This is a genomic window from Arsenicicoccus dermatophilus (assembly GCF_022568795.1).
GTDB classification, from domain to species: Bacteria; Actinomycetota; Actinomycetes; order Actinomycetales; family Dermatophilaceae; genus Arsenicicoccus; species Arsenicicoccus dermatophilus.
In genome coordinates this window covers 2,703,585-2,723,013 of the sequence record NZ_JAKZHU010000001.1, presented here as the reverse complement: position 1 = coordinate 2,723,013, position 19,429 = coordinate 2,703,585, and the positions used below count along the sequence as shown (strand labels likewise).

Annotated in this window: 17 protein-coding genes; all 17 read left to right on the top strand. The window is 70.6% G+C overall.

The features are described 5' to 3' along the window. Positions 1-69 precede the first annotated feature (69 nt). A complete protein-coding gene (locus MM438_RS12605; protein ID WP_241452943.1) occupies positions 70-762 on the top strand; it encodes a demethylmenaquinone methyltransferase in 693 nt (230 codons plus the stop codon). A gap of 243 nt (positions 763-1,005) precedes the next feature. Further along, entirely contained in the window at positions 1,006-2,289 is a 1,284-nt protein-coding gene (locus tag MM438_RS12600; RefSeq protein ID WP_241452942.1) for a geranylgeranyl reductase family protein, read from the top strand. Between the two features lie 76 nt (positions 2,290-2,365). After that, positions 2,366-2,731, top strand: coding sequence for an NADH-quinone oxidoreductase subunit A (locus MM438_RS12595; protein ID WP_241452941.1), 366 nt, complete (start codon positions 2,366-2,368; stop codon positions 2,729-2,731). Between the two features lie 3 nt (positions 2,732-2,734). Beyond that, complete coding sequence (locus MM438_RS12590; protein ID WP_241452940.1) at positions 2,735-3,289, top strand: NADH-quinone oxidoreductase subunit B; 555 nt, start codon at positions 2,735-2,737, stop codon at positions 3,287-3,289. Further along, positions 3,286-4,029, top strand: a complete 744-nt coding sequence (locus MM438_RS12585; RefSeq protein ID WP_241452939.1) for an NADH-quinone oxidoreductase subunit C — start codon at positions 3,286-3,288, stop codon at positions 4,027-4,029. Before MM438_RS12590 ends, MM438_RS12585 begins: the two co-directional genes overlap by 4 nt. After that, entirely contained in the window at positions 4,029-5,366 is a 1,338-nt protein-coding gene (locus MM438_RS12580; RefSeq protein ID WP_241452938.1) for an NADH-quinone oxidoreductase subunit D, read from the top strand. Before MM438_RS12585 ends, MM438_RS12580 begins: the two co-directional genes overlap by 1 nt. Continuing rightward, the gene (gene nuoE, locus MM438_RS12575) at positions 5,366-6,301 is read left to right on the top strand and encodes an NADH-quinone oxidoreductase subunit NuoE (protein ID WP_241452937.1); all 936 of its coding nucleotides are present in this window, start codon (positions 5,366-5,368) and stop codon (positions 6,299-6,301) included. The genes MM438_RS12580 and nuoE overlap by 1 nt, the downstream gene beginning before the upstream one ends. Continuing rightward, the gene (gene nuoF / locus MM438_RS12570; protein ID WP_241452935.1) at positions 6,298-7,614 is read left to right on the top strand and encodes an NADH-quinone oxidoreductase subunit NuoF; all 1,317 of its coding nucleotides are present in this window, start codon (positions 6,298-6,300) and stop codon (positions 7,612-7,614) included. Before nuoE ends, nuoF begins: the two co-directional genes overlap by 4 nt. Then, positions 7,611-10,052 (top strand): NADH-quinone oxidoreductase subunit G, encoded by a 2,442-nt coding sequence (locus tag MM438_RS12565; protein WP_241452933.1) that lies wholly within the window; start codon positions 7,611-7,613, stop codon positions 10,050-10,052. Before nuoF ends, MM438_RS12565 begins: the two co-directional genes overlap by 4 nt. Then, complete coding sequence (gene nuoH, locus MM438_RS12560) at positions 10,049-11,479, top strand: NADH-quinone oxidoreductase subunit NuoH (protein WP_241452931.1); 1,431 nt, start codon at positions 10,049-10,051, stop codon at positions 11,477-11,479. The genes MM438_RS12565 and nuoH overlap by 4 nt, the downstream gene beginning before the upstream one ends. A gap of 97 nt (positions 11,480-11,576) precedes the next feature. Then, positions 11,577-12,230: an NADH-quinone oxidoreductase subunit NuoI gene (nuoI, locus tag MM438_RS12555; protein ID WP_241453493.1), complete on the top strand. Its 654-nt coding sequence runs from the start codon at positions 11,577-11,579 to the stop codon at positions 12,228-12,230. Then, positions 12,227-12,994, top strand: coding sequence for an NADH-quinone oxidoreductase subunit J (locus tag MM438_RS12550; protein WP_241452929.1), 768 nt, complete (start codon positions 12,227-12,229; stop codon positions 12,992-12,994). Before nuoI ends, MM438_RS12550 begins: the two co-directional genes overlap by 4 nt. After that, the gene (nuoK, locus tag MM438_RS12545) at positions 12,991-13,290 is read left to right on the top strand and encodes an NADH-quinone oxidoreductase subunit NuoK (protein WP_241452928.1); all 300 of its coding nucleotides are present in this window, start codon (positions 12,991-12,993) and stop codon (positions 13,288-13,290) included. The genes MM438_RS12550 and nuoK overlap by 4 nt, the downstream gene beginning before the upstream one ends. A 13-nt stretch (positions 13,291-13,303) precedes the next feature. After that, entirely contained in the window at positions 13,304-15,253 is a 1,950-nt protein-coding gene (gene nuoL / locus MM438_RS12540; protein WP_241452926.1) for an NADH-quinone oxidoreductase subunit L, read from the top strand. Then, positions 15,253-16,791, top strand: coding sequence for an NADH-quinone oxidoreductase subunit M (locus MM438_RS12535; RefSeq protein WP_241452924.1), 1,539 nt, complete (start codon positions 15,253-15,255; stop codon positions 16,789-16,791). Before nuoL ends, MM438_RS12535 begins: the two co-directional genes overlap by 1 nt. Beyond that, positions 16,788-18,362 (top strand): NADH-quinone oxidoreductase subunit NuoN, encoded by a 1,575-nt coding sequence (nuoN, locus tag MM438_RS12530; RefSeq protein ID WP_407568185.1) that lies wholly within the window; start codon positions 16,788-16,790, stop codon positions 18,360-18,362. The genes MM438_RS12535 and nuoN overlap by 4 nt, the downstream gene beginning before the upstream one ends. A 53-nt stretch (positions 18,363-18,415) precedes the next feature. After that, on the top strand, positions 18,416-19,393 hold the full coding sequence (locus MM438_RS12525; protein ID WP_241453490.1) for a polyprenyl synthetase family protein: 978 nt from the start codon (positions 18,416-18,418) through the stop codon (positions 19,391-19,393). Positions 19,394-19,429 lie beyond the last annotated feature (36 nt).

Sequence of the window (19,429 nt, the reverse complement as noted above, 5' to 3'; positions counted from 1 at the left end):
GGGCGGGCTCAGGCTAGCACCGGGCCAGGCGGCGGCCGGCGCGCCGTCGTGCGTGGGAGGATGACGGCCATGAGCCGAGCCTCCCTGTCCAAGCAGCCGCACGAGGTCGCCGCGATGTTCGACCAGACGGCCGGCCGCTACGACCTGATGAACGACGTGCTGAGCCTGGGCCAGGTCCGGCTGTGGCGTCGCGCGGTCAACGAGGCCGTGGCGGCCGGCGAGGGTATGACGATCCTCGACATCGCCGCCGGCACCGGCACCAGCAGCGAGCCCTTCGCCGCGGCGGGCGCCCGCGTGGTCCCCGCCGACTTCTCCCTCGGGATGCTGCGGGTGGGCAAGCAGCGGCGCGCCGATCTGTCCTTCACCGCCGCCGACGCGACCCGCCTGCCCTTCGCGGACGGCACCTTCGACGTGGTCACCATGTCCTACGGCCTGCGCAACGTCGTCGACCACGAGCGGGCGCTGGCCGAGTTCCTGCGGGTGACGCGCCCGGGCGGCCGACTGGTCGTCAGCGAGTTCAGCCACCCGACCAACGCCGCCTTCCGCCGCGTCTACGTGCAGTACCTCATGGGGGCGCTGCCGACGGTGGCGCGGCGGCTGTCGAGCAACCCCGAGTCCTATGTCTACCTGGCCGAGTCCATCCAGGCCTGGCCCGACCAGCGCGGCCTGGCCACCCAGGTCCAGGCGGCCGGGTGGCGCGAGGTGCAGTGGCGCAACCTCGCGGGCGGCATCGTCGCGCTGCACCGCGCCGTCAAGCGCTGAGCGCGGGCGACCCGGACCGCCGTCCGGATGACGGCGCGGATCACGATCCGGCGACGATCAACGCGACCGTACGCACGATTTAGGCAACCCTAAGACGACATGCTGCAGGTGCCCTCCTAGACTCCCGAGGTGGTGCGCCCACCGCCCGCGGTCTGCTTGTCTGGGACCATCCTGAGCCCTGGAGCACCCGGACGAGACGACGGAAGCGGAGTGACTGTGACTGCAGGGACGAGCCCTTCAGGGGTGGAGAGCGCCGATGTGATCGTCGTCGGCGCCGGGCCCGGCGGCTCTGCCACCGCGGCCTACCTCGGCCGTTCCGGTCTCGACGTCGTCCTGCTGGAGAAGGCCACCTTCCCGCGGGACAAGATCTGCGGCGACGGCCTCACCCCGCGCGCGGTCCGCGAGCTCACCACCCTCGGGGTCGGCACCCGCGAGCAGGACGGCTGGATCCGCAACAAGGGCCTGCGCATCGTCGGCGCCGGGCAGACCTTCCAGCTCGACTGGCCGGAGTCCGCGTCCTTCCCGGGCTACGGCATGGCCCGCGCCCGCGCCACCCTGGACGAGACCCTGGCCCGCCACGCCGTGGGGTGCGGCGCCCGTCTGCACGAGGGGGTCTCCGTCACCGGGCCGGTCGTCGAGGGCGGCCGCGTCGTCGGGGTGACCGCGAAGGTCCTGCAGGACGGTCGCGCCACCGGACAGACCCGGCAGTGGCGTGCCCCCGTCGTCGTCGCCTGCGACGGCGTCTCCTCCCGGCTGGCCACCGCCGTCGGCCGCGAGAAGCTCACCTCCCGCCCCATGGGTGTCGCCGCCCGCTCCTACTGGACCAGCCCGCGCACCCACGACGACTACATGGAGTCCTGGCTGGAGCTGTGGGTGCCCGAGGACGCCGACCGACCCGAGGGCAAGAAGGTCCTCCTGCCCGGCTACGGCTGGATCTTCGCCCTGGGTGACGGGCGGGTCAACATCGGGCTCGGGATGCTCGACACCTCACCGCAGTTCGGGAAGGTCGACTACAAGGACCTGCTGCGCCGGTGGGTCGCCACCCTGCCCCCCGAGTGGGGCTGCACCGACGAGGCCATGACCCAGCCCATCCGCGGCGCGGCGCTGCCGATGGCCTTCAACCGCAAGCCGCTGTATGCCGACGGCCTGATGCTCGTCGGCGACGCGGGCGGCATGGTCAACCCCTTCAACGGCGAGGGCATCGACTACGCCCTGGAGGCCGGACGCCACAGCGCCGAGATCATCGTCCAGGCGCTCGCGCGGGACGCGGCCGGCCGCGAGCGGGTGCTCCAGGCCTATCCCCGGATCATGACCGACGAGCTCGGTGGCTACTACACCCTCGGGCGCACCTTCGCCCAGCTGATCGGTCACCCCGAGATCATGCGGCTCGCCGTGAAGTACGGCCTGCCGCGCCGGACCCTGATGAAGCTGCTGCTCAAGATCATGGCCAACCTCGCGGACGAGCACGGTGGCGGCGTGACCGACCGGGTCATCACCGCGCTCACGCGGGTGGTGCCGTCCTCGTGAACGGCCGTGAGCAGCACGGGTCGGCGGACCCTAGGATGTTGACGCAGCAGACCAACCGAAAGGGGTGCAACGCGGGATGAGCCTCAACCCGTACGTGCCGATCCTCTTCCTCTTCGCGATGGGCATCGGCTTCGCGGCCCTGTCGGTCCTGGGCTTCGGGGTCATCGGCCCGCGTCGCTACAACCGCGCGAAGCTCGACAGCTACGAGTGCGGCATCGAGCCCAGCCCGGTCGCCGAGGGTGGCGGTCGGGTCCCGGTCAAGTACTACGTGACCGCGATGCTCTTCATCATCTTCGACGTGGAGTCGATCTTCCTGCTGCCCTTCGCGGTGGCCTTCGACCGTCTTGGCCTGTTCGCCCTCGTCGAGGTGGTCCTTTTCATGCTGACCGTCTTCATCGCCTACGCCTACGTCTGGCGCCGCGGTGGATTGGAGTGGGACTGACCCATGGGTATCGAGGACAAGATCCCTTCCGGCATCGCGCTGACGACCCTCGAGGCCGTCGCGGGGCAGATGCTCCACCGGTCGATGTGGCCCGCGACCTTCGGGCTCGCCTGCTGCGCGATCGAGATGATGGCCTCCGGCGGCCCCGACTTCGACATCGCCCGCTACGGCATGGAGCGCTTCTCCGCGACCCCCCGCCAGGCCGACCTGATGATCGTCGCCGGCCGCTGCTCGCAGAAGTTCGCCCCGGTCGTGCGCCAGGTCTGGGACCAGATGCCCGAGCCGAAGTGGTGCATCGCGATGGGCGCCTGCGCCAGCTCCGGCGGCATGTTCAACAACTACGCGATCGTGGCCGGCGTGGACCACATCGTCCCGGTGGACGTCTACCTCCCCGGCTGCCCGCCGCGGCCGCAGATGCTCTTCAACGCCATCATCACGCTGCACGAGTACGTCAAGAAGTCGCCCCAGGGCGTCAACCGCGAGGAGGCCGCCCGGGCCGCCGAGCGTGCAGCCATGGAGGCCACCCCGCTCCAGCTGCAGAAGGGTCTGCTGGCATGACCGACACCAACCTCCCGGCCGATGCCCAGGGAGACGACGCCCGTCACCTGCAGGTCGACGGCCACCCGACGGCCCAGCCCGTCGAGATGGGCCGTCGGCACGGCATGTTCGGCTCCTCGCGGGGCACGGACACCACGGGGTACGGCGGACTGGTCTCCCCGGTCCTGTTCCCGGGCGAGGCCGCCCGTCCCTACGGCTCCTACTTCGACCACGTGGCCGACACCCTGGAGAAGGCCCTCGTGGGCTCCTCGGCGTCGTTCCGCGAGGCGGTGGCGTCGGTCGTCGTCGACCGGGGCGAGATGACCCTGCACGTCCGGCGCGAGCACCTTCCCGTCGTCGCCCAGGCGCTGCGCGACCACCCCGGCCTGCGCTTCGAGATGTGCATGTCGGTCTCCGGCGTTCACTACCCGCAGGCCCAGGGCCAGGAGCTGCACGCGGTCTACCACCTGCTCTCGCTGACCAACGGCTCCCGCCGGCTGCGGCTGGAGGTGTCCTGCCCGGACGCCGACCCGCACATCCCCTCGGTCACCTCGGTGTGGCCGGGGACCAACTGGCACGAGCGCGAGACCTGGGACTTCTTCGGCATCGTCTTCGACGGCCACCCCGCGCTGACCCGGATCATGATGCCGGACGACTGGCCCGGACACCCCCAGCGCAAGGACTATCCCCTCGGCGGTCTCCCGGTGGAGTACAAGGGCGCCACCGTCCCGCCCCCGGACCAGCGGAGGTCGTACAACTGATGAGCACCGCCTACACCGCCACCAGCGGCGCCGGTCCGGACGAGGAGGGCTACCAGCTCACCTCCGTCGGTGGCGACTGGGACGACCTCGCCCAGCAGGCCATCGAGCACTCCGACGAGCGCATCGTCGTCAACATGGGACCCCAGCACCCGTCCACGCACGGGGTGCTGCGCCTCATCCTCGAGCTGGACGCCGAGACGGTGACCGACGCCCGCGTGGGCATCGGCTACCTGCACACCGGCATCGAGAAGAACATGGAGTACCGCACCTGGACCCAGGGCGTGACCTTCTGCACGCGGATGGACTACCTCACGCCGCTGTTCCAGGAGGCGGCATACTGCCTGGCCGTCGAGAAGCTCCTCGGCATCACCGACCAGGTCCCCGAGCGCGCCAGCGTGATCCGGGTCCTGATGATGGAGCTCAACCGCATCGGCTCCCACCTGGTCTGCATCGGCACCGGCGGCATGGAGCTGGGCGCGACCACGGTCATGGAGTTCGGCTTCCGCGAGCGCGAGCGGGTGCTGCGCTTCTTCGAGGCCGTCACCGGCCTGCGCATGAACCACGCCTACATCCGCCCGGGCGGGGTCATCCAGGACGTCCCGGCGAGCGCGATCACCGACCTGCGCGAGGAGCTGCCGCTGCTCGAGCGCGGCATCCACGAGCTCGAGCTGCTCATCAACGAGCAGCCCATCCTCAAGGGCCGCATGGAGGGCGTGGGCTACCTCGACCTCACCGGGTGCATCGCCCTCGGCGTGACGGGCCCGATGCTCAAGGCGACCGGCTATCCCTACGACCTGCGCAAGGCCGACCCCTACTGCGGGTACGAGACCTACGACTTCGAGGTCGCGACCTGGGACACCAGCGATGCCTATGGCCGGCTGCGGCTGCGCTTCACCGAGATGTGGGAGTCGCTCAAGATCGTCCGGCAGTGCCTGGACCGGCTCGAGGCCCGGCCCGGCCCGGTCATGGTCGAGGACAAGAAGATCGCCTGGCCCGCGCAGCTCGCCATCGGTGGCGACGGCATGGGCAACTCGCTGGAGCACATCCGCGAGATCATGGGCGAGTCGATGGAGTCCCTCATCCACCACTTCAAGCTGGTGACCGAGGGCTTCCGCGTGCCACCGGGACAGGCCTACCAGGCCGTCGAGTCGCCCAAGGGCGAGCTCGGCTGCCACCTGGTCTCCATGGGTGGCACCCGCCCGCACCGCGCGCACTTCCGCGACCCGGGATTCAACAACCTGCAGTCGGTGGCTGCCATGTGCGAGGGCGCCCAGGTGGCCGAGGTCATCGTCGCCGTCGCCTCGGTCGACCCCGTGCTCGGAGGAGTGGACCGCTGATGTCAGCCTTTGACGCCCCCAACTACGGCACCCAGCCGGCGCACCCCTCGGACCCCTGGGACTCCGAGACCGAGGCACGCCTGCGCGAGGACGCGTCCGCGGTCGTGATGCGTTACCCGCAGCGCCGCTCGGCCCTGCTGCCGCTGCTCCACCTGGTGCAGTCGGTCGACGGCTACGTCTCCACCCGCGGCATCGAGCTGGCGGCCGAGTTCGCCGGGGTCACCGCCGCCGAGGCCTCGGGCGTGGCCACCTTCTACACGCAGTACAAGCGCCACAAGAACGGCGAGTACCTCGTCGGCGTCTGCACCAACTCGCTGTGCGCGGTCATGGGCGGCGACCAGATCTGGGACGAGCTGTCGGACTACCTCGGGGTCGGTCACGACGAGACCACCGAGGACGGGGTCATCACCCTCGAGCGCCTCGAGTGCAACGCCGCCTGCGACTTCGCTCCCGTGGTCATGGCCAACTGGGAGTTCTTCGACAACATGACGCCGACCTCGGCGCGCGAGCTGGTCGACGCCCTGCGCGCCGGCACCCCCGTGCGCCCGTCGCGCGGGCCCGACCGGCTGCACACCTTCAAGGAGGTCTCCCGCGTGCTGGCGGGCTTCCTCGACGGCCACGCCGACGAGGGCCCGAGCGGTGGCCCCGCCACGATGCGCGGGCTGGAGATCGCCCGCCGCGAGGGTTGGGACATGCCGCGCGACGCCGAGCAGGGTCGCCGGGCCGGCGCCACCGACGGGGCCGACCAGGCGCAGCCTGGCAGCATACCCGCCGCAAAGGTCGACGCCCAGCCCGCCCCGGGCGAGAAGCAGAGCTCCGCCGACGCGCAGGCCGCCGCCGGCAAGACGTCCGGCGAGGCCCTGTCGCCCGCCGCCAAGCCTGCCGACGAGCAGGCTTCGGCCCGCACCACCGACCCCGAGGGGGACGCCAAGTGAGCACCCAGCTGACCCCCGTCCTGAGCCGCACCTGGGACCTGGACCGGTCCTGGACCCTGGAGACCTACGAGCGCGAGGCCGAGGGCTACCAGGCGCTGCGCAAGGCGCTGTCGATGGAGCCCGACGCGGTGCTCGGCGCCGTCAAGGACTCCAACATCCGCGGTCGTGGTGGCGCCGGCTTCCCCACCGGCCTGAAGTGGAGCTTCATGGCTCCGGTCGACGGCGGCCCGCGCTACATCGTGGTCAACGCCGACGAGTCCGAGCCGGGCACCTGCAAGGACATCCCGCTGATGATGGCGGCCCCGCACCACCTGATCGAGGGGCTGGCCATCGCCACCCACGCGGTGCAGGGCGAGCTGGGCTTCATCTACCTGCGCGGCGAGGTCGTGCACGTCTACCGCCGTCTGCTGCGTGCGGTCGAGGAGGCCCGCGCGGCCGGTTACCTGGGCGACGACGCGATGGGGACGGGCAAGCGCCTGGACATCGTGGTGCACGCCGGCGCCGGCGCCTACATCTGCGGCGAGGAGACGGCGCTGCTCGACTCCCTCGAGGGACGTCGTGGCCAGCCGCGGCTCAAGCCGCCGTTCCCCGGCGCCCAGGGTCTGTACGCCCGCCCCACGTCGGTCAACAACGTCGAGTCCATCGCCTCGGTGCCCGGGATCCTCCTGCACGGCGCCGACTGGTTCAAGGGCATGGGCACCGAGAAGTCCGCCGGCCACGGCATCTTCTCCGTGTCCGGCCACGTCGAGCGGCCCGGGCAGTTCGAGGCGCCCTTCGGCATCACCATGCGCGAGCTGATCGAGATGTGCGGGGGGATGCGCAACGGGCACCGCCTGAAGTTCTGGACCCCCGGCGGGTCCTCGACCCCGATCTTCACCGAGGCCGAGCTGGACATCCCGCTCGACTTCGACTCGGTCGCGGCCGCGGGCTCCATGCTCGGAACCCGTGCCCTGCAGGTCTTCGACGAGACCGTGTCGGTCGTGCGCGTCGTGTCCCGCTGGACCGACTTCTACCGCCACGAGTCCTGCGGGAAGTGCACCCCCTGCCGCGAGGGCACCTGGTGGCTCAAGCAGATCATGGAGCGCCTCGAGGTCGGACAGGGCCACGAAGGCGACGTCGACAAGCTGCTGGACATCTGCGACAACATCCTCGGCCGGTCCTTCTGCGCGCTCGGCGACGCCGCGACCACGCCGATCTCCTCCGGCATCAAGCACTTCCGCGAGGAGTTCGAGGCCGGCATGCACACGCCCTGGTGGGAGATGTTCCCGCCGTCGGCGTCCACCCTGTTCGCGAAGGAGTCGGTGTCCCGATGACCGCCCCCACGACCAGCGCCGCCGACCTGGTCACCCTCACCATCGACGGGGTGGAGGTCCGCGTCCCCAAGGGCACGCTGATCATCCGCGCCGCTGAGGAGATCGGGATCCAGATCCCGCGCTTCTGCGACCACCCCCTGCTCGACCCGGCCGGCGCCTGCCGCCAGTGCCTGGTCGAGGTGGCCATGCCCGGTCGCGACGGCAAGATCGCGCCGATGCCCAAGCCGCAGGCCGCCTGCACCATGACGGTCGCGCCCGGCATGGAGGTCAAGACCCAGCAGACCTCGCCGGTGGCCGAGAAGGCCCAGCACGGCGTGATGGAGCTGCTGCTGATCAACCACCCGCTCGACTGCCCGGTCTGCGACAAGGGCGGCGAGTGCCCCCTGCAGAACCAGGCGATGTCCAACGGCCGCGCCACCACCCGCTTCGAGGACGTCAAGCGGACGTACGCCAAGCCGGTCAACATCTCCTCCCAGGTGCTGCTGGACCGGGAGCGCTGCGTGCTGTGCCAGCGGTGCACCCGCTTCTCCGAGCAGATCGCGGGCGACCCTTTCATCTCGCTCACCGAGCGCGGTGCGGTGTCCCAGATCGGCATCTACCAGGACAAGCCCTTCCAGTCCTACTTCTCGGGCAACACCGTGCAGATCTGCCCGGTGGGTGCGCTGACCGGGGCGGCCTACCGCTTCCGCTCGCGCCCCTTCGACCTGATGTCGACGCCGAGCACCTGCGAGCACTGCGCCTCCGGCTGCTCCCTGCGCACCGACCACCGCCGGGGCGTCGTGCTCCGCCGTATGGCGATCAACAACCCCGAGGTCAACGAGGAGTGGAACTGCGACAAGGGTCGCTGGGCCTTCCAGTACGCCACGCAGTCCGACCGGCTCGCGTACCCGATGGTCCGTGGGGCCGATGGTGAGCTCCACGTCGCCTCCTGGCCCGAGGCCCTGGAGGCCGCGGCCGCGGGCCTGGCTCGCGCCCGGTCCGCCGGCGTGCTGACCGGTGGCCGCGTGTCCACGCACGACGCCTACGCGTACTCCAAGTTCGCGCGCACCGTGCTCGGCACCAGCTCGATCGACTTCCGGGCCCGGCCGCACTCCGTCGAGGAGGCCGAGTTCCTGGCCGCCCACGTGGTGCTCACCGCTCCGGGCCACGGCGCCGTGACCTACACCGACCTGGAGAAGGCCAAGGCCGTCCTGCTGGTGGGCCTGGAGCCCGAGGACGAGTCGCCCATGGTCTTCCTGCGGTTGCGCAAGGCCTTCCGCAAGTCCCGGGCCACGATCTTCACCGTGGCGCCGTACGCCTCCCGGGGCACGACCAAGCTCGGGGCCACGGTCCTGCAGGCCGCTCCGGGGCTGGAGGCCGAGGTCCTGGCGGCCGTTCGCGACGGGGAGGACGTGTTCGCCGAGGTCGGCAGCACGCTGCGCGAGGCCGGCGGCGACGCCGTCGTCCTGGTCGGCGAGCGTCTGGCCGCGACCTCCGGCGGCTACTACGCCGCCCTCGACCTCGCCAGCTCGCTGGGGGCACCGCTCGCCTGGGTGCCGCGTCGCGCCGGCGAGCGTGGCGCCCTCGAGACGGGCTGCCTCCCCACTCTCCTGCCCGGCGGTCGTCCGATCACCGCCGAGGGCCGCGCCTCGCTGGGGGAGACGTGGGATCTGTCCCGCCTGACCGACGAGCCCGGACTCGACACCTCGGGCATGCTCCGCGAGGCCGCCGAGGGCCGTCTGGACGCCCTCGTGATCGGCGGCGTGGACCTGGGCGACCTGCCCGACCCCGGTCAGGCCCGCACCGCCTGCGAGCGTGCCTTCGTGGTCTCGCTGGAGCTGCGCGAGTCCGCGATCACCCGCCTCGCCGACGTCGTGCTCCCGGTCGCCGCCGTGGCCGAGAAGTCCGGTGCCTTCCTCGACTGGGAGGGTCGCGTCGGACCGTTCTCCGCCGCACTGGAGACGGAGCTGATGAGCGACTATCGGGTGCTCGACCTGATCGCGGGCGAGATGGGGGCCTACCTCGGCACCCGGACGTCCGCCCAGATCGAGCGCGAGATGCAGCAGCTCGGCCCCTGGGCCGGGCCCCGCGCCCTGGTCAACCCGGTCGCGCCCGTCGTCCCCGCGCGATCGGGTGCCGGCCTGGCGGTGCTCGCCACCTGGCACCAGCTGCTCGACGACGGCTCGCTGCAGGACGGCGAGCCCTACCTCGCCGGCACCTCGGTCGCGACGGTCGCGCGGATGTCGCAGGCGACGGCTGACGCCGCCTCGGTCTCCGACGGTGACCTGGTCACCATCCACTCCGACGCCGGCACCGTGAGCTATCCCGTGCACGTGACCGCCGGGATGGTCGACCACGTCGTGTGGGTCCCGACGAACTCCGCGGGCCAGTCGGTCCGCACTCGCCTCGCCGCCGACAACGGCGACATCGTCACGCTGACGAAGGGTGCTGCGCTGTGACCTCTCTTCCCTACCTCGCGGCGGCGGCGCTCCCGGGCGTCGGCCGGCTCGCGACCGAGCTCGCGCCGGGCGGTACCTACCGTGCGGACTTCAGCGACACGCCCTGGTGGCTGACGCTGATCAAGGCGCTGATCGCCTTCGTCTACCTGCTGCTCAGCGTCGTGGTCGTGATCTGGTTCGAGCGGCGCGTCGTGGGCTTCCTGCAGCAGCGCCCGGGACCCAACCGGTTCGGTCCCGGCGGTGTTTTCCAGACCCTCGCCGACGGTTTCAAGCTGGTGTGGAAGGAGACCTTCACCCCCAAGAAGGCCGACTCCTTCATGTACAACCTGGCCCCGATCATCGCCGGCTCCACCTGCTTCATCGGGTTCTCGATCATCCCGATGGCCGGTGAGGTCACCATGTTCGGCCACCGCACGCCGCTGCAGGTGACCGACGCCCCGGTCGCCGTCCTCATCGTCATGGCCGCCGCGTCGATCGCGGCCTACGGCTTCGTGCTGGCCGGCTGGTCCTCCGGGTCGCCCTACCCTCTGCTCGGTGGACTGCGCTCGACGGCCCAGGTCATCTCCTACGAGATCGCCATGGGCCTGTCGCTCGTGGCGGTCTTCATCTATGCCGGGTCGATGTCGACCCACGAGATCGTCGCCAAGCAGGCCAGCCTGTGGTTCATCGTCCCGGCGATCTTCTCCTTCCTGGTCTACGTGATCTGCATGTTCGGCGAGACCAACCGGTTGCCCTTCGACCTCGCCGAGGGCGAGGGCGAGATCGTCGGTGGCTACCACACCGAGTACTCCGGCATGAAGTTCGGCATGTTCTTCCTCGGCGAGTACGTCAACATGTTCACGGTCTCGGCGCTGTGCACCACGATGTTCCTCGGTGGTTGGCAGGCGCCGCCGCCGCTGACGATGCTGGGCGACGGCATGGTCAACCACGGGTGGTGGGGCCTGCTGTGGTTCACCATCAAGCTCTGGCTGTTCATGTTCTTCTTCGTGTGGGTTCGCGGCACCCTGCCCCGCACCCGCTACGACCAGTTCATGGCCTTCGGCTGGAAGATGCTCATCCCGATGACCCTGGTGTGGGTGCTCGCGGTGGCCTTCGTCCGCGCGGCCATGCTCGGTCACCTCGGTGGCACCTCGGTGAGCTTCGGCGGTCGCACCTTCTACGTCTCGTTGCTGGTCATCGTCGGCCTCTTCCTCGTCGGGGCACTGGTCGCGACCTGGCTGGTCGAGAGCCGCAACGAGACGCGCCAGGCCGCGATGCACCCGGAGCACCCGGCCGAGGTCAACCCCTTCGCCGGCGGCCACCCGGTCCCGCCGATGCCCGGGCAGACGCTCGCCGAGCCGGGCTACGACGTCCGGCGCAGCGTCGCTGCCGCCCCCGCCGTGGCCTACGCCACGACGACCGACCACGAGGAGGACCACCGTGGCTGACCGCAAGGGCAAGCCCGCGCCCGACGCCCCGCGCCCCGGCAGCGAGGTCGCCCGGGCCGGTCGATCCGACGAGCAGGGTCGCCCCAAGGCCGACCCGATCACCGAGGCGCTCGGCCCCCAGGCCGGCTTCGGGGTCTCGCTGCGCACCCTGTTCCGCAAGCGCTACACCGAGAACTACCCCGAGGAGAAGCGCCCGACGGCGCCGCGCTGGCACGGCCGGCACCAGCTCAACCGCCACCCGGACGGTCTGGAGAAGTGCGTCGGCTGCGAGCTGTGCGCGTGGGCCTGCCCGGCCGACGCCATCCTCGTCGAGGGCGCGGACAACACCGAGGAGGCCCGGTTCTCCCCGGGCGAGCGTTACGGCCGCGTCTACCAGATCAACTACCTGCGCTGCATCTTCTGCGGGATGTGCATCGAGGCGTGCCCGACCCGGGCGCTCACGATGACCAACTTCTACGAGCTGGCCGACCACACCCGCTCCGACCTGATCTTCGAGAAGCACCAGCTCCTCGCCCCGCTGCAGTCCGGGATGGTGGCCCCGCCGCACCCGATGGCCGAGGGCATGGAGGAGCGGGACTACTTCCGTGGGCGCGTCACCGGTGCGACCCCCGCGCAGGAGCGCTGGGTCGCCGAGCACGACGCGCACCCCGTGGACGGAACGGCCTCGACCGGCGACCCGGTCGAGGGTGTCGACACCCTCAGCTCCGGCCAGCAGGCCACTCGTGACTCGGTGAAGGGAGTCCGGCGATGACCGGTGGCGGCGAGGCCGTGCTCTTCTGGATCCTGTCGATCGTCTGCGTGCTCGCGGCGCTCGGCCTGGTCTTTGCCCGCAAGGCGGTGTATGCCGCCATGTGCATGGCCCTCATCATGATCAACCTAGGGGTGATCTACCTGGCGCAGCGGGCCGACTTCCTCGGCGTCGTGCAGGTGATCGTCTACACCGGCGCCGTCATGATGCTCTTCCTCTTCGTGCTGATGATGATCGGCGTGGACTCCTCCGACTCCACCGTGGAGACCCACCGCGGGATCCGCGTCTGGGGCGTGCTCCTCGGCCTCGGCCTCGGCGCGATGCTCGTCGGGATCATCGGCCGCTCGCAGCTGCCCCCGGCGGTGGGGCTGGACAAGGCCAACGCGGAGGGCAACGTCCACGCCCTGGCCAACCTCATCTTCGGCCCCTTCGTGTGGACCTTCGAGCTCACCTCCGCGCTGCTCATCACCGCGGCCATGGCCGCGATGGTGCTGGCGCACCGCGAACGTCTGGTCCCGCGGACCACGCAGCGCGAGTACGCCGCACGCCGGTTCCGGACCGGGCAGTTCCCGGCCGGTCTGCCGGCCCCGGGTGTCTACGCCCGGCACAACGCCGTCGACACCCCGGCCCTGCTCCCGGACGGCACGCCGGCGGAGATCTCCGTCAGCCGCGTCCTCGGCGCCCGCGACCAGGTCGCGCAGCCGGGCCAGTTCGAGGACATCGAGCACGCCATCGAGCGCGAGATCGAGGAGGGGCGCACGCGATGAGCCTTATGAACTACATCTACCTGGCGTCGGTGCTGTTCGCCCTGGGCGCGGTCACCGTGCTCGTGCGGCGCAACGCCATCATCGTCTTCATGGGCGTCGAGCTCATGCTCAACGCTGCCAACCTTGCCTTCGTGACCTTCGCGCGCATGCGCGGCAACCTCGAGGGCCAGGCCATCGCGCTGTTCGTGATGGTCGTGGCGGCGGCCGAGGTCGTCGTCGGCCTGGCCATCATCATGTCCATCTTCCGCGCGCGCCGGTCGGCCTCGGTCGACGACGCCAACCTGCTGAAGCTGTAAAGGAGCGAACGGCGTGATTCTGCTCAGCTCGTCGGCCCTCGTCGCCGCGGAGGGCATCGCCCCCGTGGTCGAGGCGACCGACATCGCGTCCTGGGGGTGGCTGCTCGTCGCGCTGCCGCTCCTCGGCGCCGCGGTGCTCCTGCTCGGGGGCCGTCTCACCAACGCGTGGGGCCCCTACCTCGCGACCGGCCTGTCGGCCGCGTCCTGCCTGCTCGGCTGCCTCGTCCTCGTGCAGATGCTGGGCGCCTCGCCCGAGCACCGCTCGATGAACCTCGACCTGTGGCACTGGATCCCGGCCGGCCCCTTCGACCTGCGCGCCGGCATGCTGATCGACCCGCTGTCGATCGCCTTCGTCCTGCTGGTGACCTTCGTGGGCACCCTGATCCACGTGTACTCGCTGGGGTACATGGCGCACGACCCCGACAAGCGTCGGTTCTTCGCGTACCTCAACCTCTTCGTCGCGGCCATGCTCACGCTGGTCCTCGGCAACTCCTACCTCATGCTCTTCGTGGGCTGGGAGGGCGTGGGTCTCGCGTCCTACCTCCTCATCGGCTTCTGGAACTGGAACCCGCCCTACGCCTCCGCCGCCAACAAGGCCTTCATCGCCAACCGCGTCGGTGACGTCGGCATGATCGTCGCGATGATGGCGATGTTCGCGCACTTCGGGACCGTCTCCTTCGCCGGCGTCGGCTCCGCAGTCGCGCACGTGGGGGAGGGCACCGCCACCCTGATCGGTCTGGCCCTGCTGCTCGCTGCCTGCGGCAAGTCGGCGCAGTTCCCGCTGCAGTCCTGGCTGGGCGACGCCATGGCCGGCCCCACGCCGGTCTCGGCGCTGATCCACGCGGCCACGATGGTGACCGCGGGCGTCTACCTCGTCGTCCGCTCGCACGCGATCTTCGAGCACGCCCCCAAGGCGCAGCTCGCCGTCGCGATCGTCGGTGCGATCACGCTGACGATGGGTGCGATCATCGGTTGCGCCAAGGACGACATCAAGAAGGCTCTGGCCGCCTCGACCATGTCGCAGATCGGCTACATGATGCTCGCTGCCGGTCTGGGGCCGGTGGGTTACGCCTTTGCGATCTTCCACCTGCTGACCCACGGCTTCTTCAAGGCCGGGATGTTCCTCGGCGCCGGCTCCGTCATGCACGGGATGGGCGATCGGGTCGACATGCGCACCTTCGGCGAGCTCGCCGGCAAGATGCGCACCACCTGGCTGACCTTCGGAGCCGGCTGGCTGGCCATCATCGGCTTCCCGCTCCTGTCCGGCTTCTGGTCCAAGGACAAGATCATCGAGGCGGCGTTCGTCGGGGAGAGCAGCAGCTGGCGGCCTTGGGTCTTCGGTGGCCTGACGATGCTGGTCGCCGGGCTCACGGCGTTCTACATGTCCCGCCTGTTCTTCATGACCTTCCACGGTCGCAAGCGCTGGCTGGCCGAGGACCACCCGCACGAGTCGCCGGCGACGATGACCATCCCGATGATCATCCTGGCCGTCGGATCGGTCGCCCTGGGTGCTGCGCTGAACTTCCTGGGCTTCACCCACTGGCTCGAGCCGGTGACCGGTGCCCACACGGAGCACCACCCGGTCCTGCCCGCGCTGGTGATCACCCTGCTCACGCAGGTCCTGATGCTGGCCGGCGTGGGTCTGGCCTGGATGAAGTACTGGCGGGACGAGGTGCCGGCCACCGCGCCGCAGGGGTCGATCCTCACCCGCGCCGCGCGCCGCGACTTCTACCAGGACGACGTCAACCACGGCCTGTTCGTCCTCCCGGGCAACGGGGCGGTCGCTGCCCTGAAGGCCACCGACGACCACGGTGTCGACGGCGGGATCCGGGGGCTGGGCGAGGTCGTCGAGGCCACGTCCCACGCCGTGCGCAAGCTCCAGAACGGCTTCGTCCGTTCCTACGCCCTGACGATGCTCGCCGGCGTCGTCGTGATCCTCCTTGCTCTGTGGGTGGTGCAGTGATGTCCAACGTCCCCTGGCTCACCGCGATGATGGTGATCCCCCTGCTGGGGTCGGTCGTCGTGGCCTGCCTCCCGTCGACCCTCGCGAGCAGGGCCAAGCAGGTCGCTCTCGGCTTCTCGGTCGTGACCCTGCTGCTCGGGATAGTCGCCGCGCTGCGCTTCGACACGGACTCGGCGGCCATGCAGCTCACCGAGCAGCACCGTTGGATCCCGTCCTTCGGGGTGAGCTACGCGGTGGGCGTCGACGGCATCTCGCTGACGCTCATCCTGATGGCGCTCGTGCTGGCGCCGATCTGCCTCCTGGCGGCCTGGCACGACGTGCCCGAGGGCGGGACCCGCGAGAAGACCTACTTCGCGCTGCTCCTGCTGCTGGTGCCGTTCATGGTGGGTGTGTTCGCGGCGACGGACGTCTTCCTGTTCTACGTGTTCTTCGAGGCCATGCTGGTGCCGGTCTACTTCCTGGTCGCCGGCTTCGGCGGCCCCCGTCGGCGCGCCGCGGCCCTGAAGTTCCTGCTCTTCTCCCTGGCCGGTGGTCTGGTGATGCTCGTGGCGCTCATCGCGCTCTACGTGCACGGCCCCGGCGGCGCGGACGGCTTCATGATCGGCAAGCTCGTCGGCCTGGACATGAACCCCTGGGCCGAGCGCCTGATGTTCCTGGGCTTCTTCCTCGCCTTCGCGATCAAGGCCCCCATGTGGCCCCTGCACACCTGGCTGCCCGACACCGCCGAGGAGGCCACCCCGGCCACCTCGACGCTGCTCGTCGGCGTGCTGGACAAGATCGGCACCTTCGGGATGCTGCGGTTCTGCCTGCCGTTCTTCCCCGAGGCCAGCCGCTGGGCAGCCCCCGTCGTCATCGGCCTGGCGCTGGTCTCGATCTTCTACGGCGCCTTCCTGGCGATCGGCAGCAAGGACATGCTCCGCCTGGTCTCCTACACCTCGATCAGCCACTTCGGCTTCATCGTGCTGGGGATCTTCGCCTTCACCCGCACGGGTGGCAACGGCTCGGCGTTCTACATGATCAACCACGGCTTCTCCACGGCCGCGCTGTTCCTCATCGTCGGCATGCTCATCCGCCGACGGGGGAGCGCCCAGATCCCGGCCTTCGGAGGCTGGCAGCGGGTCACCCCGGTGCTCGCCGGCTGCTTCCTGGTCGCGGGTCTCGCCGGTCTGGCGCTGCCCCCGATGGCGTCCTTCGTCTCGGAGTACCTCGTGCTCGTCGGGACCTATCAGCGGCACCCGGCCGTGGCCGCGTTCGCCGCGCTGGGCGTGATCCTCGCGGGCCTCTACATCCTGCTGACCTACCAGCGGGTGTTCACCGGGCCCAAGCCGGAGGTCGCCGGCCGGGTCCGTGACCTGACCGGGCGCGAGAAGCTCGTCGTGGCCCCGCTCGTCGCGAGCTTCCTGGTCCTCGGCCTCTGGCCGCGCCCTGCGCTCGACGTGATCAACCCGGCCATCACCAAGACCCTGCAGACGGTCGGCATCGCCGACCCCGCGCCGCACGCCGGTGCGCAGGCCACCTCCGAGGGGAGCCACAAGTGAGCGCGACGGTCAACAGCCTGGTCGCTGCGGACTTCCAGATGACGCCGATCGACTACGCGGCGATCTCGCCGGTCATCGTGGTTGCGGTGGCTGCCCTGGTCGGGGTGCTCGTCGAGGCCTTCGTGCCCCGGCGCGCGCGCACCATGACGCAGCTGGCCGTCGCTCTGGTCGGCCTGCTCGGGGCCCTGGCGGCCCTGGTGACGTGCGGCAAGGATCACTGGGCCTCCACCGCCGCCGGCGCCGTGGTCGTCGACGGTCCCTCCCTGTTCCTGCAGGGGGCACTCCTCGTCTTCGGCATCATGAGCGTGCTGACAATGGCCGAGCGCTTCGACTCCCAGGCCCCCGACGCCTTCACCCAGTCGGCCGCGGCGGCCCCGGGCTCCCACGGCGAGTCCATGGCCCTGCGCCTGGGCGCCACCACCACCGAGGTCTTCCCGCTGACGATGCTCGCCATGACGGGCATGCTGCTGTTCCCCGCGGCAGGCGACCTGCTGGTGATGTTCGTGGCGCTGGAGGTGCTCTCGCTGCCCCTCTACGTCCTGACCGGTCTGGCCCGGCGTCGTCGCCTGCTCTCGCAGGAGGCCGCGCTGAAGTACTTCTTGCTGGGTGCCTTCTCGTCGGCGTTCTTCCTGTTCGGCGCGGCGCTGCTCTACGGCTTCGCCGGGACCGTCCGTCTCGCGGGGATCGCCCAGGCGATCGGCACCACCGTCGGTCTGGACGGGCTGCTCCTGCCGGGCGCGTTCTTCGTCCTGGTCGGTCTGCTGTTCAAGGTCGGTGCGGTGCCCTTCCACTCGTGGACCCCCGACGTCTACCAGGGCGCCCCGACCCCGGTCACGGGCTTCATGGCGGCGTGCACCAAGGCTGCGGCCTTCGGTGCCATCCTGCGTCTGCTGTATGTCGGGCTCGCGGGTGACCGCTGGTCGTACCAGCCGGCGCTGTGGGCGGTCGCCATCCTGACCATGGTCGTCGGCGCCGTGCTGACCGTCACCCAGACGGACATGAAGCGCCTGCTGGCCTACTCCTCGATCGCGCACGCGGGCTTCATCCTCGTGGGCGTCCTGGCCTTCGACCGCTCCGGCGTCGAGGGGACGATGTTCTACCTCGTCGCCTACGGCTTCACCACCATCGCCGCCTTCGCCATGATCACGCTGGTCCGTCGTGGGGGCTCCGAGGCCACCGCGATCTCCCAGTGGTCGGGCCTGGCCCGGCGTCACCCCGTCGGTGCGGCGGTGTTCAGCTTCCTGATGCTGGCCTTCGCCGGTATCCCCCTGACCTCCGGCTTCACGGCCAAGTTCGCGGCCTTCATGCCCGCCGTCGCGCACGGCGGCCGCATGGGCGCGACCCTGGCGGTCGTCGCCGTGATCTGCTCGCTGATCACGGCCTACGCCTACCTGCGGGTCGTCGGCCTGATGTGGTTCGGCGGGCGGGACGACTCCTCCGCCGACGTGGCCACGCCGTCCGTCGCCACCACCGTGGCGATCGCGCTGGGCGTGACCATGACGCTCGTGCTGGGCGTCTTCCCGACGCCCCTGCTCGACCTGGCCGGTCGCGTGTCGACCTTCCTGCCGTGACGCAGGGCACCGGCAGCAGCGGGGCGCCCCAGGAGGGCGCCCCGCGCTCTGCCATGGCCGCTCTCCCGGGCGCGACCCCGCAGCTCGAAGCTCGTCTGACCGAGGGGCTCCGAGCCGTCGAGGCCCGGCTGCGGACCGAGGTCGACCACGACGACCCCTTCATCGCCGAGGCATCGGCGCACCTGCTCTCGTCGGGCAAGCGGTTCCGCCCGATCCTGACCCTGCTTGCGGCCGAGCTGGGCGACGGCTTCGGCCCCGACGTGGAGGCCGCCGCCACCGCCATCGAGCTGACCCACCTGGCCAGCCTCTACCACGACGACGTCATGGACGAGGCCGAGATGCGACGCTCGGTGGTCTCCGCCAACGCGACCTACGGCAACTCGACCGCGATCCTGATCGGCGACCTGCTCTTCGGCACGGCGTCCCGGCTCCTCGCCGACCTCGGCGCGGAGGCGGTGCGCATCCAGGCCGAGACCTTCGTGCGGCTGTGCTCGGGTCAGATCCGTGACGACCACGACTGCCCGGAGGGCGCCGACCCGGAGCAGTACTACCTCGGGGTGCTCGCCGACAAGACAGGCGTGCTCATCGCGACCGCGGCGCGCTACGGCGCGATGTTCTCCGGCTGCGACGAGCAGACCTGCTCCGTCGTCGAGGCTTACGGCGAGCGGCTCGGTGTGGCCTTCCAGCTGGCCGACGACATCCTGGACATCTCCTCGGACGCGTCCGGCAAGGCGCCGGGCACCGACCTGCGCGAGGGCGTCGACACCCTGCCGGTGATCTACGTGAAGGCGTCCACGGACCCCGCCGACGCCGAGCTGCAGGGCCTGCTCGCCCAGGACCTGCGCCAGGACGACGTCGCCCACGCCCGGGCGCTGGAGCTGCTGCGCGCCCACCCGGCCCTGGACCGCGCCCGGGACTACACCCGGCGTGTCTCCCAGGAGGCCCAGGACCTCCTCGCCCCCCTCGGGGACGGGGACGCGGTGCAGGCCCTGCGGGCCCTGGCCGCCAGCGTGGTCGATCGCGACCTCTGAACGGGCGGACCTCCGTCGCCGGACCGCACAGCCGAT